The organism is Geodermatophilus nigrescens, assembly GCF_900129495.1.
Taxonomy (GTDB): domain Bacteria; phylum Actinomycetota; class Actinomycetes; order Mycobacteriales; family Geodermatophilaceae; genus Geodermatophilus; species Geodermatophilus nigrescens.
The window spans coordinates 1,149,233-1,167,313 of the sequence record NZ_FQVX01000002.1 but is presented as its reverse complement, the minus strand read 5'-3'; the positions used below and the strand labels follow the sequence as shown (position 1 = coordinate 1,167,313).

The 18,081-nt window shown below is 76.7% G+C and carries 16 protein-coding genes; 7 read left to right on the top strand and 9 right to left on the bottom strand.

The window, feature by feature from the left end; translation table 11 throughout:
- Positions 1-16: 16 nt before the first annotated feature.
- Positions 17-1,024, top strand: a complete 1,008-nt coding sequence (locus BUE37_RS13070; RefSeq protein WP_073420529.1) for a sugar phosphate isomerase/epimerase family protein — start codon at positions 17-19, stop codon at positions 1,022-1,024.
- 87 nt (positions 1,025-1,111) lie between these two features.
- On the opposite strand, the gene BUE37_RS13065 is transcribed toward BUE37_RS13070, so the two are convergent.
- The gene (locus BUE37_RS13065) at positions 1,112-2,047 is read right to left on the bottom strand and encodes an alpha/beta hydrolase family protein (protein ID WP_073420528.1); all 936 of its coding nucleotides are present in this window, start codon (positions 2,045-2,047) and stop codon (positions 1,112-1,114) included.
- Positions 2,044-2,391 carry a hypothetical protein gene (locus BUE37_RS13060; protein WP_073420527.1) on the bottom strand — a complete coding sequence of 116 codons (348 nt, stop codon included), beginning with the start codon at positions 2,389-2,391 and terminating at the stop codon, positions 2,044-2,046. Before BUE37_RS13060 ends, BUE37_RS13065 begins: the two co-directional genes overlap by 4 nt.
- A gap of 53 nt (positions 2,392-2,444) precedes the next feature.
- Here BUE37_RS13060 and BUE37_RS13055 point away from each other — a divergent pair, with 53 nt between their 5' ends.
- Positions 2,445-2,978 carry a helix-turn-helix domain-containing protein gene (locus tag BUE37_RS13055; protein WP_073420526.1) on the top strand — a complete coding sequence of 178 codons (534 nt, stop codon included), beginning with the start codon at positions 2,445-2,447 and terminating at the stop codon, positions 2,976-2,978.
- Here the strand turns inward: BUE37_RS13055 and BUE37_RS13050 are convergent, their stop codons facing one another.
- From BUE37_RS13050 to BUE37_RS13040, 3 genes are all read right to left on the bottom strand, one after another.
- Positions 2,979-3,503, bottom strand: coding sequence for a hypothetical protein (locus tag BUE37_RS13050; protein ID WP_073420525.1), 525 nt, complete (start codon positions 3,501-3,503; stop codon positions 2,979-2,981).
- Positions 3,504-3,576: 73 nt separating this feature from the next.
- A complete protein-coding gene (locus BUE37_RS13045; RefSeq protein ID WP_083628681.1) occupies positions 3,577-5,169 on the bottom strand; it encodes a DEAD/DEAH box helicase in 1,593 nt (530 codons plus the stop codon).
- A gap of 265 nt (positions 5,170-5,434) precedes the next feature.
- Entirely contained in the window at positions 5,435-6,421 is a 987-nt protein-coding gene (locus BUE37_RS13040) for a GlxA family transcriptional regulator (RefSeq protein WP_245794586.1), read from the bottom strand.
- 145 nt (positions 6,422-6,566) lie between these two features.
- Between BUE37_RS13040 and BUE37_RS13035 the strand changes: the two genes are divergently transcribed.
- Positions 6,567-7,883: an MFS transporter gene (locus BUE37_RS13035; RefSeq protein ID WP_139252952.1), complete on the top strand. Its 1,317-nt coding sequence runs from the start codon at positions 6,567-6,569 to the stop codon at positions 7,881-7,883.
- Positions 7,884-8,006: 123 nt separating this feature from the next.
- A complete protein-coding gene (locus BUE37_RS13030; RefSeq protein ID WP_073420523.1) occupies positions 8,007-8,882 on the top strand; it encodes a DUF559 domain-containing protein in 876 nt (291 codons plus the stop codon).
- A gap of 68 nt (positions 8,883-8,950) precedes the next feature.
- On the opposite strand, the gene BUE37_RS13025 is transcribed toward BUE37_RS13030, so the two are convergent.
- Together BUE37_RS13025 and BUE37_RS13020 are read right to left on the bottom strand one after the other, a co-directional pair.
- Positions 8,951-10,570: a GMC family oxidoreductase gene (locus BUE37_RS13025; RefSeq protein ID WP_245794584.1), complete on the bottom strand. Its 1,620-nt coding sequence runs from the start codon at positions 10,568-10,570 to the stop codon at positions 8,951-8,953.
- A complete protein-coding gene (locus tag BUE37_RS13020) occupies positions 10,567-12,105 on the bottom strand; it encodes an aldehyde dehydrogenase family protein (RefSeq protein ID WP_083628606.1) in 1,539 nt (512 codons plus the stop codon). The genes BUE37_RS13025 and BUE37_RS13020 overlap by 4 nt, the downstream gene beginning before the upstream one ends.
- A gap of 63 nt (positions 12,106-12,168) precedes the next feature.
- On the opposite strand from BUE37_RS13020, the gene BUE37_RS13015 reads away from it, so the two are divergent.
- Complete coding sequence (locus tag BUE37_RS13015; RefSeq protein ID WP_073420521.1) at positions 12,169-15,177, top strand: sacsin N-terminal ATP-binding-like domain-containing protein; 3,009 nt, start codon at positions 12,169-12,171, stop codon at positions 15,175-15,177.
- Between the two features lie 16 nt (positions 15,178-15,193).
- Here BUE37_RS13015 and BUE37_RS13010 read toward each other — a convergent pair whose 3' ends face one another.
- Both BUE37_RS13010 and BUE37_RS23885 read right to left on the bottom strand, forming a co-directional pair.
- Positions 15,194-15,562: a hypothetical protein gene (locus BUE37_RS13010; RefSeq protein ID WP_073420520.1), complete on the bottom strand. Its 369-nt coding sequence runs from the start codon at positions 15,560-15,562 to the stop codon at positions 15,194-15,196.
- A 248-nt stretch (positions 15,563-15,810) separates the two neighbouring features.
- Entirely contained in the window at positions 15,811-16,119 is a 309-nt protein-coding gene (locus tag BUE37_RS23885) for a hypothetical protein (protein ID WP_073420519.1), read from the bottom strand.
- Between the two features lie 238 nt (positions 16,120-16,357).
- On the opposite strand from BUE37_RS23885, the gene BUE37_RS23880 reads away from it, so the two are divergent.
- A complete protein-coding gene (locus tag BUE37_RS23880; protein WP_073420518.1) occupies positions 16,358-16,726 on the top strand; it encodes an STAS domain-containing protein in 369 nt (122 codons plus the stop codon).
- 66 nt (positions 16,727-16,792) lie between these two features.
- Entirely contained in the window at positions 16,793-18,031 is a 1,239-nt protein-coding gene (locus BUE37_RS12995) for an acetyl-CoA C-acetyltransferase (protein WP_342742280.1), read from the top strand.
- The last annotated feature ends 50 nt before the right edge of the window (positions 18,032-18,081 follow it).

The window sequence follows — 18,081 nt, the reverse complement described above, 5'->3', positions numbered from 1 at the left end:
AGAGAGGTTCTCCCTCATGCCACGCCCGATCACCCTGTTCACCGGCCAGTGGGCCGACCTGCCCTTCGAGGAGATGTGCCGGCTGGCCTCCGAGTGGGGCTACGACGGCCTGGAGATCGCCTGCTGGGGCGACCACCTCGACGTCGAGCGCGCCGCCAACGACGACTCCTACGTCGCCGAGCGCCTCGCGCTGCTGGAGAAGCACGGCCTGCAGGTCTTCGCCATCTCCAACCACCTCAACGGCCAGGCCGTCTGCGACGACCCGATCGACGAGCGGCACCGCGGCATGGTCAACGCCCGCGTCTGGGGCGACGGCGAGCCCGAGGGCGTCCGGCAGCGGGCGGCCGAGGAGATGAAGCTGACCGCCCGCGCGGCGGCGAAGCTCGGCGTGAAGACCGTCGTCGGGTTCACCGGGTCGAAGATCTGGAAGACCGTGGCGATGTTCCCGCCGGTGCCCGAGTCGATGATCGAGGACGGCTACCGGGATTTCGCCGACCGGTGGAACCCGATCCTCGACGTCTTCGACGAGGTCGGCGTCCGGTTCGCCCACGAGGTGCACCCGTCGGAGATCGCCTACGACTACTGGACGACGGTCCGCACGATGGAGGCCATCGGCCACCGCGAGGCGTTCGGCCTCAACTGGGACCCGTCCCACTTCGTGTGGCAGGACCTCGACCCGGTGTCGTTCATCTGGGACTTCAAGGACCGGATCTACCACGTCGACTGCAAGGACGCGAAGAAGCAGGTCGGCAACGGCCGCAACGGCCGGATGGGCTCGCACCTGCCCTGGGCCGACCCGCGGCGCGGCTGGGACTTCGTCTCCACCGGGCACGGCGACGTCCCGTGGGAGGCCTGCTTCCGGATGCTGAACACGATCGGCTACGACGGCCCGATCTCGGTGGAGTGGGAGGACGCCGGCATGGACCGCCTCGTCGGCGCCCCGGAGGCGCTGGCGTTCGTCCGCCGCCTGGCCTTCGACCCGCCGGCGGCCGCGTTCGACGCCGCCTTCGCCAGCGGCAACTGAGGAACTCCCGGCGTCTGCCGGGGGAGTGCGGCGGAGGGTCGGGCGCGGACGCGCGCCCGGCCCTCCGTGCTGTCCGGGAGGTCGTGCTCAGGCCGCCGGGACGAGGCCGGTGACGGCGCGGCACCACGAGGTGACGGCGTCGAGCACCTCACGGTCCACCGGCTGCCGCAGCTCGCGGCGGTAGGCGCGCAGCGAGGCCGGGCCGGGCTGGCGCCGCAGCGTGTGGGTGAGGTCGGGCGGGCGCAGGGTGGTGACCGGGCCCGCGACCGTCGCGGCGATGGTGTCGAGGTCCGCGGCCGGCACCTGAAGGTCCTTCCCGCCGGTCACCGCGAGCACCGGCACGGGGATGCGGGAGAGGTCGCCGCGGGGGTCGTACGCCAGGAACTCGCGGTGCCACCGCGCGTTGAGGCGGACGCCGCCGACCCGGGCGACGTCGCCGGTGGTGGCCCGGATGCGCTCGTGGTTGGCCGCCACCTTCCGCTCGAGGTCGGTCCGCAGCAACCGCAGGAGCCCGCGCACGGGCGCCGGCAGCGTCGGCGCGATCTGCCGCGCCTGCCAGCGCAGCAGCGCGTCGCCCGGGGTGGCCGACCCGGCGAGCAGGACGACGCCGGCGACACGAGCGCCTGCCGTGCCGGCCGCCGTGGTGGCCAGCAGGGCGCCCTCGCTGTGGCCGGCGAGGACGATCCGGTCGCCGTCGACCTCCGGCCGCGCGGCCAGCGTGTCCAGGGCGCGGAGCAGGTCGTCGGCGTTGTCCGTGAACCCGGCCCGCCGCCAGTCGCCCGGTGAGCCGCCGACGCCCCGCTTGTCGTAGCGCAGCGAGGCGAGGCCCGCGGCGGCGAGGGCGTGCGCCAGGTCGCGGGTGACGCCGAACCGCATCCGCCGGTGGTCGGAGTCGCGGTCGAGCGGGCCGGAGCCCGGCGCGAGCAGCACCGCCGGGACCGGACCGGCGGTGCCCGGGAGGGTGAGGGTGCCCGCGAGCGGCGGCTCACCCGGCACGGTCACCGGCAGCTCGCGCCCGGTCACGTCCGCGCGCCCGGGACCGCGGCGACGACCGCTGCGGGGTCGGGCGCGCTGACGAGCGCGGCGTCGAACCGCTGACCGGCCAGTCCGAGCCGCACGGCGGGACCGCGGCGGACGCTGACGAACGTCCGCTTCCCGCGCCGGCGCCAGGTGCCGATCTTCCGCAGGCCGGGCAGGCCGAGGCCGGGGGCGCGCAGGCCGCGGGCGGCGGCCGGCCCGTCGGGGACGACCTCGGCCGAGCGCACCGCCGTCAGCGGGACCTCGAGGTCGCGCAGCAGGCCGAGCACCCTCTCGGCCGGGGTGAGGGTGATCCGCAGGGTCCGCGCTGTCGTCTCGATCGTCGCCATGGCACCATCGTTCTCGACCGTGAGACCGTTGTCAATCATGAGAGAGGTCGAGCGTGGCAACAGCCGACCTGCTGCTGCACCCCGTCCGCCTGCGCGTGGTGCAGGCGCTGCTGGGGGACCGCACCCTGACCACCGGGAACCTGCACGCCGAGCTGCCCGACGTCCCGGTGGCGACGCTGTACCGGCACGTCGGCGTGCTCGCGGACGCGGGCGTCCTCGAGGTGGTGGGGGAGCGCCGGGTGCGCGGCAGCACCGAGCGCACCTACCGGCTGGTGACCGCCGCGGCGTCCGTCGGCCCGGACGAGGCGGCGGGCATGACCCCCGAGGAGCACCGCCGCGCCTTCGGGACGTTCGTCGCCGCGCTGCTCGCCGACTTCGACCGCTGGGCCGACGCCGCCGGCCCGGACGGGCTGGACCCCGCCCGGGACGGCGTCGGCTACCGGATGACCGGCCTGTGGCTGGACGACGAGGAGTTCAGCGGCCTGCTCGACGACGTCCGGGCGGTGCTGCGGGCCCGGCTGGACAACACGCCCCGCGCGGGCCGGCGGCGCCGGCTGGTGGGGACGGTGTTCCTGCCCGGCGGCTGACTAGGCGGCGGCGCGCTCGGCCTTCCGCTCCGCCTTGCGCTCGGCCCGGGCGACCCGCTTGTTCGCCTTGGCCAGCGTCCTGCCGGCGCGCGAGATCTTCCGCGAGCTGCGGTCGACGGTGCCGCGGGTGAGCAGGCCGACGCCGATGCCCAGCAGCCAGACGTCCTTGGCGATGGACAGGCCCTGCTCGGTGGGGGCGAGGCTGCCCTCCTTGCGCATGCCGGGCGTGCGCAGGTAGAGCCCGAGCAGCCCGCCGGCGAACCCGGTGAGGACGGCGCCGGCCAGTGCGGTGGGCACGAACGGCGTCAGCAGCGCGGCGCCGACGGCGATCTCCGCCGTCGAGAGGGCCTGCACGAACTGCCGCGGCTCGACGTCCTTGAGGAAGGGATACGTGCCGGACGCGAAGCCGTGCAGGCCGGCCGCGGTCTGCTCGTCGGCGGCGCGCTTGCCCAGGCCGCTGTTGAGGATGAACGCGCCGGCCGAGATGCGGGGGCCGATCTCGGACAGGGTGATGGGCAGGGCCACGGGGCACCTCCGCGGGGTCGGGGACGGTCGGGACTGCACTGCCCGACCGTCCCCGCCGGAAACCGCCCGGGGCTCAGCGGCCGCCGCGCCGCGAACGGCCGCTGAACGACGCCGCGGAGTGCGAGCCGGCCCGCGCGGCGAGCTCGGCACGGGTGCGCGCCGGGCCCTGCGGGCTGCGGGACTGGCCGCGGCTCCCGGTCGCCTTCGTGGACGACGACGCCGTCGCCGTCCCGCTGCCGCCACCGGACCCGCCGCGGCGGCGTCGGCCGCCGCCCTGGCCCTGCGGCTGAGGGGCGGGCGCCGGGGCCGGCTCGACGTACGGCGCGGCCGGGCCGGTGAGCCCGGTGATCTGCTCCGCGCCGGGGCGCACCTGGCTGACGATCGGCGTGATGCCGGCCTGGCGGGTCAGCGTGCGGACCTCGCCGTTCTGGTCCGGCGTCGACACCGTGACCACCGTGCCGCCGGCACCGGCGCGGGCCGTGCGGCCGGAGCGGTGCAGGTAGGCCTTGTGCTCGGTCGGCGGGTCGACGTGCACGACCAGCGAGACGTCGTCGACGTGGATGCCGCGGGCGGCGATGTCGGTCGCGCACAGCACGCGGGTGCCGCCGGTGCTGAACGCCTCGAGGTTGCGCTCGCGGGCGTTCTGGCTGAGGTTGCCGTGCAGGTCGACGGCCGGGATGCCGGCGGCGGTCAGCTGCTTGGCGAGCTTCTTGGCCTGGTGCTTGGTGCGGGTGAACAGCACGCTGCGGCCGAGCCCGGAGGCGAGCTGGCGCACGACCTCGGCCTTGTCGGCGGCGCTGACCTGGAACACGTGGTGGGTCATCGTGGCCACCGGCGCGACGGCCGGGTCGACCGAGTGGGTCACCGGCTGCGACAGGTAGCGCTTGACCAGCACGTCGACGCCGTTGTCCAGCGTGGCGGAGAACAGCAGCCGCTGGCCGCCCTGCGGGGTGCGGTCGAGCAGCCGCTTCACGCCGGGCAGGAAGCCCAGGTCGGCCATGTGGTCGGCCTCGTCGAGCACGGTGACCTCGACGGCGGACAGGTCGGCGTGCCCCTGCCCGATGAGGTCCTCGAGCCGGCCGGGGCAGGCGACGAGCACGTCGACGCCTGCGGCCAGGGCCTGCACCTGCGGGTTCTGGCCGACGCCGCCGAAGACGACGGTGGAGCGCAGGCCGAGGGCCGTGGCGAGCGGCTCGACGGTGGCCAGCACCTGGTTGGCGAGCTCGCGGGTCGGCACGAGCACCAGCGCGCGCGGCTTGCGCGCCTGGCGCCGCGTGGTGGAGGCGGCCAGGCGGGCCACCAGCGGGAGGGCGAAGGCGATGGTCTTGCCCGAGCCGGTGCGACCGCGGCCGAGCACGTCGCGGCCGGCCAGGGAGTCGGGCAGCGTCGCGACCTGGATGGGGAACGGCGCGGTGATGCCGCTGGCGGTGAGCACCTCGACCAGCGGGGCGGGCACGCCGAGCTCGGCGAAGGTGGCGTCGGTGGGCAGCACGGTGGCGACGTCGCCGGCCGGGAGCACGGGCGTCGCCGCCGGGGTCTGGGTGGGGGCCTGCACCGGGCTGTTCTGGGCGGCGCCGGTGCCGGCGCCGGAGCCGCGGCCGCGGCCGCCGCGACGGCGGCGGGGCCGGGACGTGCCGGCGGCAGGAGAGGACTGCGGGGAGGTCATGGGTTCCTCGGTGGTGCTCGGGTCGCCGTCCTCGGCCACCGCGGGCGCACGCCGGCCCCGGTCGGGGGGCGGGTCGCGCCGTCGGCGACGTCGGACAGCCGGGCGCGCCTCGGTGGCGCTGCTCCAGCCCGACGTCGAGTCCTGCAGCTCCGGATGAGCGAGGGCGGCGCCGGTACGTCCCACTCAACCAGACGCGGCCGCCGGACCTGCCCTGGGCGGGGGAGGCGCGCGTCACACCCGCCCCGTCCGGGTGGCCTTTGTAGCGCTATCGGCCCACGCCGGCACCCCGGTAGGTGCGGCGGTAGGCGCCCGGCGGGACGCCGATCGAGGCGCGCAGGTGCGCCCGCAGCGACGCCGTCGTCCCGAAGCCGGCCTCGGCGGCCACCCGGTCGACCGAGGCGTCGGTGGACTCCAGCAGCCGGCGGGCCAGTGCGATCCGCTGCGCGGCCAGCCAGCGCTGCGGCGACTGGCCGGTCTCCTCGCGGAAGCGCCGGGTGAAGGTGCGCACGCTCATCCGGGCGTGCGCGGCGAGCCCGGCGAGGGTCAGCGGCTCGCCGAGGCGCTCGAGCGCCCAGGCGCGGGTGGCGGCGGTGCCGGCGTCGCCGGTCTCGGGCAGCGGCCGCTCGACGAACTGCGACTGCCCGCCCTCCCGCCACGGCGCGACGACGTTGCGCCGCGCCACCCGGTTGGCCACCGCGCTGCCGTGGTCGCGCCGGACGAGGTGCAGCAGCAGGTCGATGCCGGCCGCGTTGCCCGCGCTGGTGAGCACGTCGCCGTCGTCGACGAACAGGACGTCGGGGTCCAGCCGCACCCGGGGGAAGTGCCGGGCGAAGGCCTGCGTGTGCATCCAGTGCGTGGTGGCCGGCCGGCCGTCGAGCAGCCCGGCCGCGGCGAGCACGAACGCGCCGGTGCAGATCGAGAGCAGGCGGGCGTGCGCCGCCGCGGCCCGGAGCGCGGCGGCGAGGTCGGCCGGGACCTGGCCGTCGCTCATCGCCGGGCCGCCCTGGACTCCGGGGACGACCACGGTGCGCGCGGTCTCCAGCAGCGTGGCGTCGTGCTCCGGCTGGATCGAGTAGCCGGCCGACGTGCGCACCGGACCGCCGTCGAGGGTGGCCACCCGCACCCGGTAGAGCGGGCGCTCGTCGGCGTCGACGGCGCTGCCCAGCAGGCGGTGGGGGAGGCCGAGCTCGAAGGCGATGGTGCCGGGGAGCGCGAGGACGGCGACCTCGTGCCGGGCGGGGCCGGCGGTCACGGCCGGACGCGGGCCTCGGTCCATGGCCGGACCCGTACCTGCTGTCACGGCCGGGCGCGGCCCTCGTCTCATGGCCGGATCCTTGCACGTGTTGGCCGTCGGGCCACTGGTCGTTGCAGCCAGCGGTCGGTCATGCTCTCCGCTCGTGACGACGACCGTGCCCCGCCGCCGGATCCACCCCGCCTGGTGGGTGGCCGCGGTGACCTTCCTGGCGCTGGTCGGCGCCGCGGCCTTCCGCGCGGTGCCCGGCGTGCTCATCGACCCGCTGCGCGAGGAGTTCGGCTGGTCGGTCTCGACGATCTCGGCCGCCGTCGCGGTGAACATGGCGCTCTACGGGCTGACCGCGCCGTTCGCCGCCGCGCTGATGGAGCGGTTCGGCATCCGGCGGGTCGTCGTCGGCGCGCTGCTGCTCACCGCCGTCGGCAGCGGGCTGACGGTGTTCATGACGGCGAGCTGGCAACTGGTGCTGCTGTGGGGCCTCGCGGTCGGGCTGGGCACGGGCTCCATGGCGCTGTCGCTGGTGGCCACGGTGACCGGGCGGTGGTTCGTGGCCCGGCGCGGGCTGGTCAGCGGCATCCTCACCGCCGGCGGCGCGACCGGGCAGCTGGTGTTCCTGCCTGTCGTCGCGGCGGTGGCGGAGACCGACGGCGGGTGGCGGGCGGCGTCACTGGGGACCACGGCGGCCGCGCTCGCCGTCGTCCCGCTGGTGCTGTGGCTGCTGCGCGACCGGCCGCGCGACGTGGGCGCCGTCCCCTACGGCGGCACCGCTGCCGACGACGTCGACCCGGTGCGCACCGGCGCGGCCCGCGCGGCGCTGGCCGGCCTGGCGCTCGCGGCGCGGTCGCGGCCGTTCTGGCTGCTGGCAGCCGGCTTCTTCATCTGCGGCGCGTCGACCAACGGGCTGGTGCAGCCGCACTTCATCCCGGCCGCGCACGACCACGGCATGCCGGTGACGACGGCGGCGTCGCTGCTGGCGGTCGTCGGGATCTTCGACATCGCCGGCACCGTGTTCTCCGGCTGGCTGACCGACCGCGTCGACCCGCGGGTGCTGCTGCTGGCCTACTACGCGCTGCGCGGCTTCTCGCTGTTCCTGCTGCCGCCCCTGTTCGGGCCGGACCTGCACGTCAGCATGATCGCGTTCATCGTCTTCTACGGCCTGGACTGGGTGGCCACCGTGCCGCCGACGCTGGCGCTGTGCCGCGAGCACTTCGGCGCGCGGGCGCCGGTGGTGTTCGGCTGGGTGTTCGCCTCGCACCAGGTCGGGTCGGCGGCGGCCGCGTTCGGTGGCGGCGTGATCCGCGACGTCACCGGCTCCTACGACCTGGCCTGGTTCGGCGCGGGCGCGCTGTGCCTGGTGGCCGCGGCGCTGTCGATCTCGATCCGCCGTCGCCCGGCCCCGGACGCCCCGCCCGCGACGCCCACCGAGCCGACCACTGCCTCCGCAGCGACCACCCACGGCTGAGCCGGGCCTTTGTAGCGCTATCGGCCCTCTCGGCCGTCCCCAGGTCGGCCTTTGTAGCGCTGTTGGCCCTGTTACCTGTGGACGACGCCCGGTGGTGGCCGTCCGGCCCGTGAGGCTGCCGGGGTGACCACCCACCGTCGTCTCCTCCCCGGGGTCTTCGTCGGCAGCCACGCCATCGCCGAGGGGCTCCTGACGCGAAAACAGCTCCGCACCCGCAGCTACCGCAGGCTCGTCCAGGGCGTCTACGCCGACCCGGGCCTCCCCGTCGACCACGGCCTGCGCTGCCGCGGGGCCGCACTCGTGCTGCCGGACGGCTGCGCCATCGGCGGTCACTCGGCAGCCGCCTGGTACGGCGCACCGTTCGCGAGGGCCGGTGACCCGGTGACCGTGCTCTGCCCTGAGGCGATCCGGTGGCGCGGTCCTCGAGGAGTGGCCGTCCACCACACGACGTTGCTGCCGGAGGACGTCAGGCTCGTGGACGACGTCCCGGTGGCGACGGCGACGCGGACGGCGTGGGACGTCATGGCGCTCGAACCGCTGACGACGGCGGTGGCGGCACTCGACGCGATGGTCCGGGCCGAGCACCTGACGCGCGAGGACCTGTTCGGGATGGCCGAGCGTGGTGCCGGTCGCTGGGGCGTGAGCAAGGTGCGTCGCGCGGCGCCGCTGGTCGACCCGTCCGCCGAGTCGCCGCAGGAGTCCCGGCTGCGGGTGTGTCTCGTCCTCGCGGGGCTCACGCCGGTGCCGCAGTACGAGATCGAGCACCACGGTCGGTTCGTCGCGCGAGTCGACCTCGCGTTCCCGGAGGCGCGGCTCGCGATCGAGTACGACGGCGCCCACCACTTCGAGGACGACCAGATGGCCAAGGACGACGACCGGCTCGACCGGCTCCGGGCGGCCGGCTGGCGGGTGATCCGGGTGACCGCCGCGGACATGCGCGACCTCGACGCCCTGCTCGCCCGCATCCGCGCAGCACTGGCGGCCGGAGAGGGCCAATAGCGCTACAAAGGCCCAGTTGGGCCGCCGCCCGGGTGCCATCAGCGCTACAAAGGCCCCGCGCGGGCGGGTCAGGCGGTGGCGGCGAGGGCCGGGTCGACGGCGCGGCCGGCCAGGAGGTCGGCGGCGCGCTCGGCGATCATGATCGTCGGCGCGTTCGTGTTGCCGCGGACCAGCGTCGGCATCACCGAGGCGTCGACCACCCGCAGACCGGACAGGCCGTGCACGCGCAGCTGCGGATCCACGACCGAGGAGTCGTCGGTGCCCATCCGGCACGAGGACACCGGGTGGTACAGCGACTCGAGCGTCTCCCGCACCTTCGCCCGCAGCGCCTCGCGCCCCGTCGCGGCCCCGCCCGGTGACCACTCCCCGGCCAGCACCTCCGCCAGAGGCCCGACCGACGCAATCTCCCGCGCCTTCTCCACGCCGGTGACCAGCGCGTCGAGGTCCCGCTCGTCGGTGAGGTAGCCGGCGTCGATGGCCGGCGCCCACGTCGGGTCGGCCGAGCGCAGCCGCACCGAGCCGCGCGAGTGCACGTGCACCAGGACGGCGGCCGCGGTGAACGCGTCGACGTCGGGGTCGACCTCCGCCTGACGCCAGAACTTGACCGGCAGGAAGTGGTACTGCAGGTCGGGCTGGTCGAGGTCCGGCCGCGAGCGGGTGAACAGCCCCGCCTCCGCCAGGTTCGACGACAGCGGCCCGCGCCGGGCGCCGAACCACCGCGCGTAGCCCGACGGCGACTCCGCCCGCAGCAGCGACTTCCCGGACCGCACGTCCCAGATGACCGGCACGAGCGGGTGGTCCTGCAGCCCGCCGCCGACACCGGGCAGGTCGTGGACGACGTCGACGCCGACCTCCCGCAGGTGGGCGGCCGGCCCGATGCCCGAGAGCATGAGCAGCTGCGGCGAGTTCACCGCGCCGCCGCAGAGCACCACCTCGCCCGACGCGTGCGCGGTGTGCACCTGCCCGCCGCGCCGGTACTCGACGCCGGTGGCCCGCCCGCCGGAGACGAGCACCCGGGTGGTGAGCGCACCGGTGAGCACGGTCAGGTTCGGCCGGCCGAGCGCCGGGCGCAGGTACGCGTCGGCGGCCGACCACCGCCGGCCCCGCTTCTGCGTCACCTGGTACTGCCCGACGCCCTCCTGGGCGGCGCCGTTGAAGTCGTCGTTGCGCGGGTGGCCGGCGGCGACCGCCGATTCGACCACCGCCCGCGTCCACGGGTGCGGCGAGCGCAGGTCCTCCACCCGCAGCGGCCCGCCGACGCCGTGGAAACGGTCGGCGCCGCGCGCGTTGTCCTCCATGCGGCGGAACAGCGGCAGCACCGCGTCGTGGGACCACGACGGATCACCCGTCAGCTGCGCCCACTCGTCGTAGTCGGCGGCCGCACCCCTGATGTAGATCATCGCGTTGATCGACGACGACCCGCCCAGGAGCTTGCCGCGCGGCCAGAACAGCTCCCGGCCGCCGAGGCCCGGCTGCGGCCCGGTCGTGTAGTTCCAGTCCCGCCGGGTGCGCCAGACCTTGTACATCGCGGCCGGGATCTGCACCTCGAGGACGTCGTCGGACCCGCCCGCCTCCAGCAGCAGCACCCGCACCGAGGGGTCCTCGGTCAGCCGGGCGGCCAGCGCGCACCCGGCCGAACCCGCCCCGACGACGACGACGTCGAACCCGTCGCCCACGCCAGCGGTCACCGGTGCCGCCCGTGCACCACGCCCATGACCCGCGCCAGCGCGTCGGCCGCGGCCGGCGGGCGGGTGAACGACATCAGGTTCACCGGCAGGGCGTAGCGCTGGCGGGTGATCGCCTTGGCCCGGGTGAACTCCTTGAGCCCGTCCTCGCCGTGGATCCGGCCGAACCCGCTCTCGCCCACGCCGCCGAAGGGCAGCGCCGGCACCGAGGCGAAGGTGAGCACCGAGTTCACGCTGGTCATGCCGCTGCGCATCCGGCGGGCGAGGTCCATCGCGCGCGCCCGCGACCGGGAGAACACCGCCCCGGCCAGCCCGTACGACGTCGCGTTCGTGCGCTCCAGCGCCTCCTCGGCGTCGCGCACCCGGGTGATCGTCAGCGTCGGGCCGAAGGTCTCCTCCCGCACGGCCGCCGAGGACTCGGGCACGTCGAGCAGCACGGTCGGCGCCACGAACCCGCCGTCCAGCGTCCCGCCGAGCACCGCCCGCCCGCCCGAGGACGTCGCGTCGTCGAGGTGCCGGCGGACGACGTCGGCCTGCGAGGCCATCGTCATCGGCCCGTACGCGGCCTCGTCGTCGGACCCCGGGCGCAGCCCCTGCACGCGCTCGGTCACCTCGGCGACGAACCGGTCGTAGACGGGGGAGGAGACGTACACCCGCTCGATGCCGATGCAGGTCTGCCCGGCGTTGCTCATCGCACCCCAGACGGCGGCGTCGGCGGCGGCGGCCACGTCGGCGTCGTCGTCGACGATCATCGCGTCCTTGCCGCCGAGCTCCATGAGCACCGGCGTGAGCGTCTCGGCGCAGGCGGCCATCACCTTCCGGCCGGTGGGCGCGGAGCCGGTGAAGGCGAGTTTGCCGACCCCGGCCCGGCACAGCGCCGCGCCGGTCTCGCCGTACCCGGTGACCACCTGGAGGGCGTCGGCGACGTCGGGGACGGCGGCGCGCCACGCGGCGGCCAGCCACGCGCCGACGGCGGGGGTGTGCTCCGACGGCTTGAAGACGACGGCGTTGCCGGCGGCCAGCGCGTAGGCGATCGAGCCCATCGGCGTGAACACCGGGTAGTTCCACGGGCCGATCACGCCGACGACGCCGAGCGGCTGGTACTCCAGGTACGCGGCGTGGTTGGCCGCGAGCATCCCGGCGCGCACCCGGCGCGGGCCGAGGGTCTTCCGCGCGTGCGCCCCGGCCCAGGCCAGGTGGTCGATCGCCAGGGTGATCTCGAGTATCGCGTCGGCGTGCGGCTTGCCGTTCTCCCGGTGCACCAGGTCGGCGAGCTCGTGCATGCGCCGGGCCAGGTAGCCGCGGTAGGCGGCCAGCCGCTCGCGCCGGCCGTCGAAGCCGAGTTCCGCCCACCGCTGCGCGGCCGCGCGGGCGCGCTCCACGGTCTCCCGGACGGCGTCGGCGTCGTGGACCGGAAAGACGCCGACGACCGCGCCGGAGGCCGGGTTCGTCGACTCGAAGGTCTCGGTGGTGGCGTGCCGGTCGACCGTGCCGGCGGCGGCGTCGGTGACCGTGTCCAACTGCTCGGCGAGCGACATGTGGCGCAGGTTACCCCGCAAGTTACCGGCGCGTAGGTCCGGTCCGGGACCCATGCTCGGACCGTGTCCGACCCCTTCGACACCGCCGCGCTGCGCCGCCGCGTGCTCGCCGCGTGGGGCGACTCCCCGGCGCGGTTCCGCGAGGACGCCAACGCCGAGGAGGACCTCGTCCGCGGCGGCTACCGCGACCGGCTGCTCGTCGAGCTCGCGCAGAACGCCGCCGACGCCGCCGTCCGCGCGGGCGTCCCGGGCCGGCTGCGGCTGGAGCTCGCGGCCGTCGGCGGCGGGGGAGAGGTGCTGCACGCCGCCAACACCGGGGCACCGCTGGACGCCGACGGCGTGGCCGGGCTGGCGAGCCTGCGCGCGTCGGCGAAGCGGGACCAGGAGGCCACGGTCGGCCGGTTCGGGGTCGGCTTCGCCGCGGTGCTCGCCGTCAGTGACGAACCGGCCGTGCACTCACTCTCCGGCGGCGTGCGGTTCAGCGCCGGGCGCACCCGGGCCGAGGTGGCCGCCGTCCCGGCGCTCGCCGGGGAGCTGGCCCGCCGGGAGGGCGCCGTGCCGGTGCTGCGGCTGGCCTGGCCGGCCGAGGGCGCGCCGCCGGAGGGCTTCGCCACCGAGGTCGTGCTCCCGCTGCGCGCCGGCGCCCGGGCGGCGGTCCGCGCCGCGCTGCAGGACCTGGAGGCCGAGCTGCTGCTCGCCCTGCCGGGCCTGCGGGAGGTCGAGGTCGTCGTCGACGGCGCCGTGCGCACGCTCGCCTGCACCCGCACCCCGCCGCTGGCGCGCGTCCGCGACGGCGACCGCACCACCGTCTGGCGGCTGGCCGAGCGCAGCGGCGAGCTGCCCGCGGCGCTGCTCGCCGACCGGCCCGTGGAGGAGCGCACCCGGCGCGCCTTCACCGTCACCTGGGCCGTGCCGCTCGACGACGACGGCCGCCCGGTGCCGCCGCCCGGACGCCCGGTCGTGCACGCGCCGACCCCGAGCGACGAGCCGCTGTCGCTGCCGGCCCGGCTCCTCGCCCCGTTCCCGCTCGGTCCCGACCGGCGGCACGTGACATCCGGGCCGGTCACCGCCGCCCTCGTCGACGCCGCCGCCGCGGCCTACGCCGACCTGGTGACCGCCCTCCCGCCCGACCCGGCCGTGCTCGCGCTCGTGCCCCGCGTCGGGCTGGCCGCCGCCGAGCTCGACGCGGACCTCGGCTCGGCCGTCCTCGACCGGCTGCGCGCGACCGCCTGGCTCCCCGTCGCCGACGCCGACAGCCACACCGACGCCGGCACCCGCCGGCCGCCCGGCCGCGCCGCCGTCCTCGACGACGACGCCGGCGACCGCGTCGGCGCCCTCACCGGCGTGGTGCCCGGGCTGCTCCCGCCCGGCTGGGCCCGCCGCGACGCCGCCCCGGCCCTGGCCGCGCTCGGCGTCCGCCGGGTGGGACCGGCCGCCGTCGTCGAGGCGGTCACCGGCATCGCGCGGCCGCCGTCGTGGTGGGCGCGGCTCTACGCCGCGTTCGAGACCGCCGACCGCGAGGAGCTCGGCGCGCTGCCGGTGCCGCTGGCCGACGGCCGCACCGCGCCCGGCCCCGCCGGCGTGCTGCTCGCCGGCGACGACCTCCCGGTCGGCCGGCTCGGGCCGCTGTCGCTGCGCATCGCGCACCCCGACGCCGTCGCCCCGCCCGCCGCGCGCCGGCTGCTCGAACGGCTCGGCGCCCGCCCCGCCACCGCCGCCGCGGTGCTCGCCGACCCGGCGGTGCGCGCCGCCGTCGAGGAGTCGGTCGACGCCGTCGACGAGGGCTTCGACGACGGCGACCCCGCCGACCTCGCCGACGCGGTGCTGGCGCTGGTCGCCGCGGCCGGCACGGCACCGGGCGAGCTGCCGTGGCTCGCCGAGCTGGCCCTGCCCGACGACGACGGCACCTGGGCCCCGGCCGGCGAGCTGCTGCTGCCCGGGGCGCCGCTGGCCGCGGTGCTCGGCGACGGGGCGCTCGGCACGCTCGACCCGGACTTCGCCGCCGCGCACGACCCCGCCGCGCTGCAGGCCGCGGGCGTGCTGTCGACCTTCGCGCTGGTGCGCGCCGAGGACCCCGACGACCTCGACGTCGACGGGGCGGGGGAGTGGGCCGACGCCGTCCTCGACCGGCTGCCGCCCGGGACACCGCCGTCGTGGCCGCCGCTGACCACCGTCCGCGACCTCGACCTGGTCGCCGACTGGGCCGGGGCGCTGCCGCTGCTCGCCGCGCTGCCCGACGAGGCGTGGGCCGACGTCGTGCTCGACACCGTCACCGTGCCCTGCCACCTCCGCTGGTGGCTGGCCACGCACCCGGTACTCGACGGGCAGCGGCCGGGCCGGCTCCGCCACCCCTCGAGCACACAGCTGCAGGGGCTGTACGAACCGGCGCAGGCCGCGCCGGAGGTGCTCGCGCGGCTGCGGCCGCCGGCCACCGTCGACGACGTGCTCGCCGACCCCGACGCCGCCCTCGACCTGCTCGAGCGGCTCGGCGACCCGGCGCGCACGGTGCCGGCGGCGGTGCTGCGCGACGTGCACGCGCGGCTCGCGGCGGCGCTGGACGGCCTCGACGTCGAGCCCCCGGAGCGCGTCCGGGTGGCGCCGGACCGGGTCGCCGACCCCGGGCGCGAGCCGGTCGCCGTCCTCGACGCGCCGTGGTTGCAGCCGCTGGCCGACGGGCCGCTCGTGCCCGCCGGCGGCGCGCCGGGCGCGGTGGCCGACCTGCTGGACCTGCCGCTGCTGAGCGAGCGGGTGCGGGCGGCGGTGGAGAGCGCGCCGGAGAGCCGGCACGCGTGGGCGGACCTGCCCGGCGCGGATCTCGCCGCGGCGCGGCTCGGGCTGCCGGGGCTGGCGGGGGAGGTGGAGGTGCACGGCCCCCTGCTCGCGGGCGGGCGGCCGGTGCCCTGGTGGCCCGGGAGCGACGGGGGCCCCGACGCCGTGGACGGCACGCCCGCCGCGCTCGGCCGGGCGCTGGCCTGGCGGCACGGGGCGTGGCCGCTGCGGCAGGCGCTGGCCGAGGCGTTCGCCGAGCCCGGCCGGTCGGCCGACCTCGCCGCGGAGGACGGGGTCGGCTGACCGGGCCGGGGACGGATCAGTGCCAGCGCGGGGCGGCCATCGCGCCGGGCGCGTGCCCGTGCGCGGAGGTCCGCCCCCCGACCCGCCGGCCGGCGGGGCCGCCGGCGGAGGGGGCCGGCGCGGTGGCCCGCCAGCACTCGTGGAGGGACTGCCACTGGCCGGCCGTGAGCGCGGACGCCCGGGTGGTCGGCGGCAGGCCCGCCGTGCGCAGCCAGCGGATGCCGGCCGTGCCGGGGAGCACCGAGCGCAGGACGGCGCCCAGCGCGGCCGACGGTGAGGCGAGCACGGCCGACGCGAGCCGGTCGAACGCCGCCCCGTCGTCGGCGGGCAGCGCGGCGCGGGCGGCGGCGGCCGCGGGGGAGAGGGGACGCAGGGGACGTGACACGGGGGCCTCCGGGTGGAGGTCGGACCGGCCGCGGGCAGCCGGCAGCCAGGCAGGGGCGCGCCCGGGGGACGGGCGGGAGGGGAGCGGGGAGTCGGGGCTCGACCCGCGGGCGTCAGCGAGGACGCGGCAGGACTCGGTCGCGGGAGGACTCAGAGGCGCATGACGACGACCGTAGGACCACCCCGCGGACGCCGTCCACGGATTTACCGGGCCCCGCTGTCCTCCGGGCGTCCCGTGCCCGGTCGCGGTCAGTCCTGCCGGGGCCGGCGCGCGGCCTTCTCCGCCTGGCGGGCCTGGTGGGCCTCCCAGCGCTGCCGGTCGCGGGCGCGGACGTCGGCGTTGCGGTCCCACTTGTCCTTGCGCCGGCGGGAGCGGTACAGCTCGCGCTCCTCGAAGTCGGGGTGGCTGTCCCAGTCGCTGGCCATCGCCAGCACGACGAGGAGCACGAGCCCGAAGACGACCAGGCCGGCGGCCACGATCACGTTGCCGATGGCGACGAACGCGGCGACCGAGACCGCTGCCCAGACCACGCCCGCCAGGGCCAACCGACCGTTCACGGCGACCAGTATCCCCGCCCCCGCGGAGGAGGCGGTCGCCGTCGTCCCGCCGCAGGTGGACGGCCGGTGTCGCGCGGTGGACACACCGGCGGGACCCTTGCGTCCCACCTGCCCCGGGCCTACCGTCCGAGGTGCGGTTCAACATCAGCCGTGCTCGTCCTTCCCGGACTCCGCGCTTTGGTACGGCTCCCCAGCCGCTGTCCTCCGCACGGGTTCGCCCTCGACCGAGAGGCGCACCGTGACCACTGTCTCCCCTGGGCCCACCAGCGAACTCCTCGCCGTCGACGCCATCCCGGTGGACGGCGCCGTGCGCATCGTCTGCGCCGGCGAGGTGGACTGCTCCACCGCCCCGGCCCTGCGCCGGGCGCTCGACGGCGCCTTCGCCGACCGCCCGCGCCGGGTGACCGTGGACCTCGAGGCGGTCACCTTCCTCGACTCCGCCGGCCTGTCCGCCCTCGCCGTCGCCCACCGCACCGCCGACCAGGCCGGCGTCCCGATGCGCGTCCTGGTCGCCACCCGCGCGGTCACCCGGGCGCTGCAGGTCACCGGCCTGTGGGACCTGCTGGGCTGCGAGACCGTCCACCCGGGCACCGCCGGCGCCGCCTGAACCCGGCTGCGACCTGGCTGCGCGGCTCCCTGCGGCGGGGAGCACACTCGGCGTCGGTGCGGGACCGTGCCCGCCGGAGCCGAGGAGGACGCCGTGCGTGACGCGGTCATCTGTGAGCCGCTGCGGACCCCGGTCGGGGGTTTCGGGGGGTCTCTGCGGGACGTGCCCGTGCAGGACCTCGCCACCACCGTCATTGAGGCGCTCATGCAGCGCACCGGCCTCCCGCCGGAGTCGGTCGACGACGTCCTGCTCGGCCACTGCTACCCGACCATGGAGGCGCCGGCGATCGGCCGCGTCGCCGCGCTGAACGCCGGGCTGCCGGTGACCGCCTCGGGGCTGCAGATCGACCGCCGCTGCGGCTCGGGCCTGCAGGCCGTCCTCTACGCCGCCATGTCGGTGCAGACCGGCGCCGCCGACGTCGTCCTGGCCGGCGGGGCGGAGTCGATGAGCAACGCGCCGTTCTACTCGACCGCCATGCGCTGGGGCGTCAAGGCCGGCCCCGGCGTGCTGCTGCAGGACGGCCTGGCCCGCGGCCGCGTCACCGCCGGCGGCGTCAACCACCCGGTGCCCGGCGGCATGCTCGAGACGGCGGAGAACCTGCGCCGCGAGTACTCGATCAGCCGCGAGGAGCAGGACGAGTACTCCGTCCGCAGCCACCAGCGCGCCGCCGCCGCCACGGCCGAGGGCCGCTTCGCCGACGAGGTCGTCCCGGTGACGATCAAGGGCCGCAAGGGCGACACCGTCGTCGAGCGCGACGAGCACATCCGCCCCGACTCGAACGTCGAGACCCTCGCGAAGCTCCGCCCGATCATGGGCAAGGACGACCCGGAGGCCACCGTCACCGCCGGCAACGCCAGCGGGCAGAACGACGGCGCCGCCGTCTGCGTGGTCACCTCGCCGGAGAAGGCGGCCGAGTACGGGCTGCGGCCGCTGGCGCGGGTCGTGTCCTGGGCGGTGGCCGGCGTCCCGCCGCGGACCATGGGCATCGGCCCGGTGCCCGCGACGGCGAAGGCGCTCGAGCTGGCCGGCCTGAAGCTCTCCGACATCGACCTCATCGAGCTCAACGAGGCCTTCGCCAGCCAGGTGCTCGCGGTGACCCGCGAGTGGGGCTTCACCGAGTCCGACTTCGAGCGCACCAATGTCAACGGCTCGGGCATCTCCCTCGGCCACCCGGTCGGCGCCACCGGCGGGCGCATCCTCGCCACGTTGACCCGCGAGATGGACCGCCGCGGTGCCCGCTACGGCCTGGAGACGATGTGCATCGGCGGCGGGCAGGGCCTGGCCGCGGTCCTCGAGCGCGTCTGAGCCGCCGGCTGTAACACTCCTCCGACATGTGACACCCTCGCCCGGCGTGT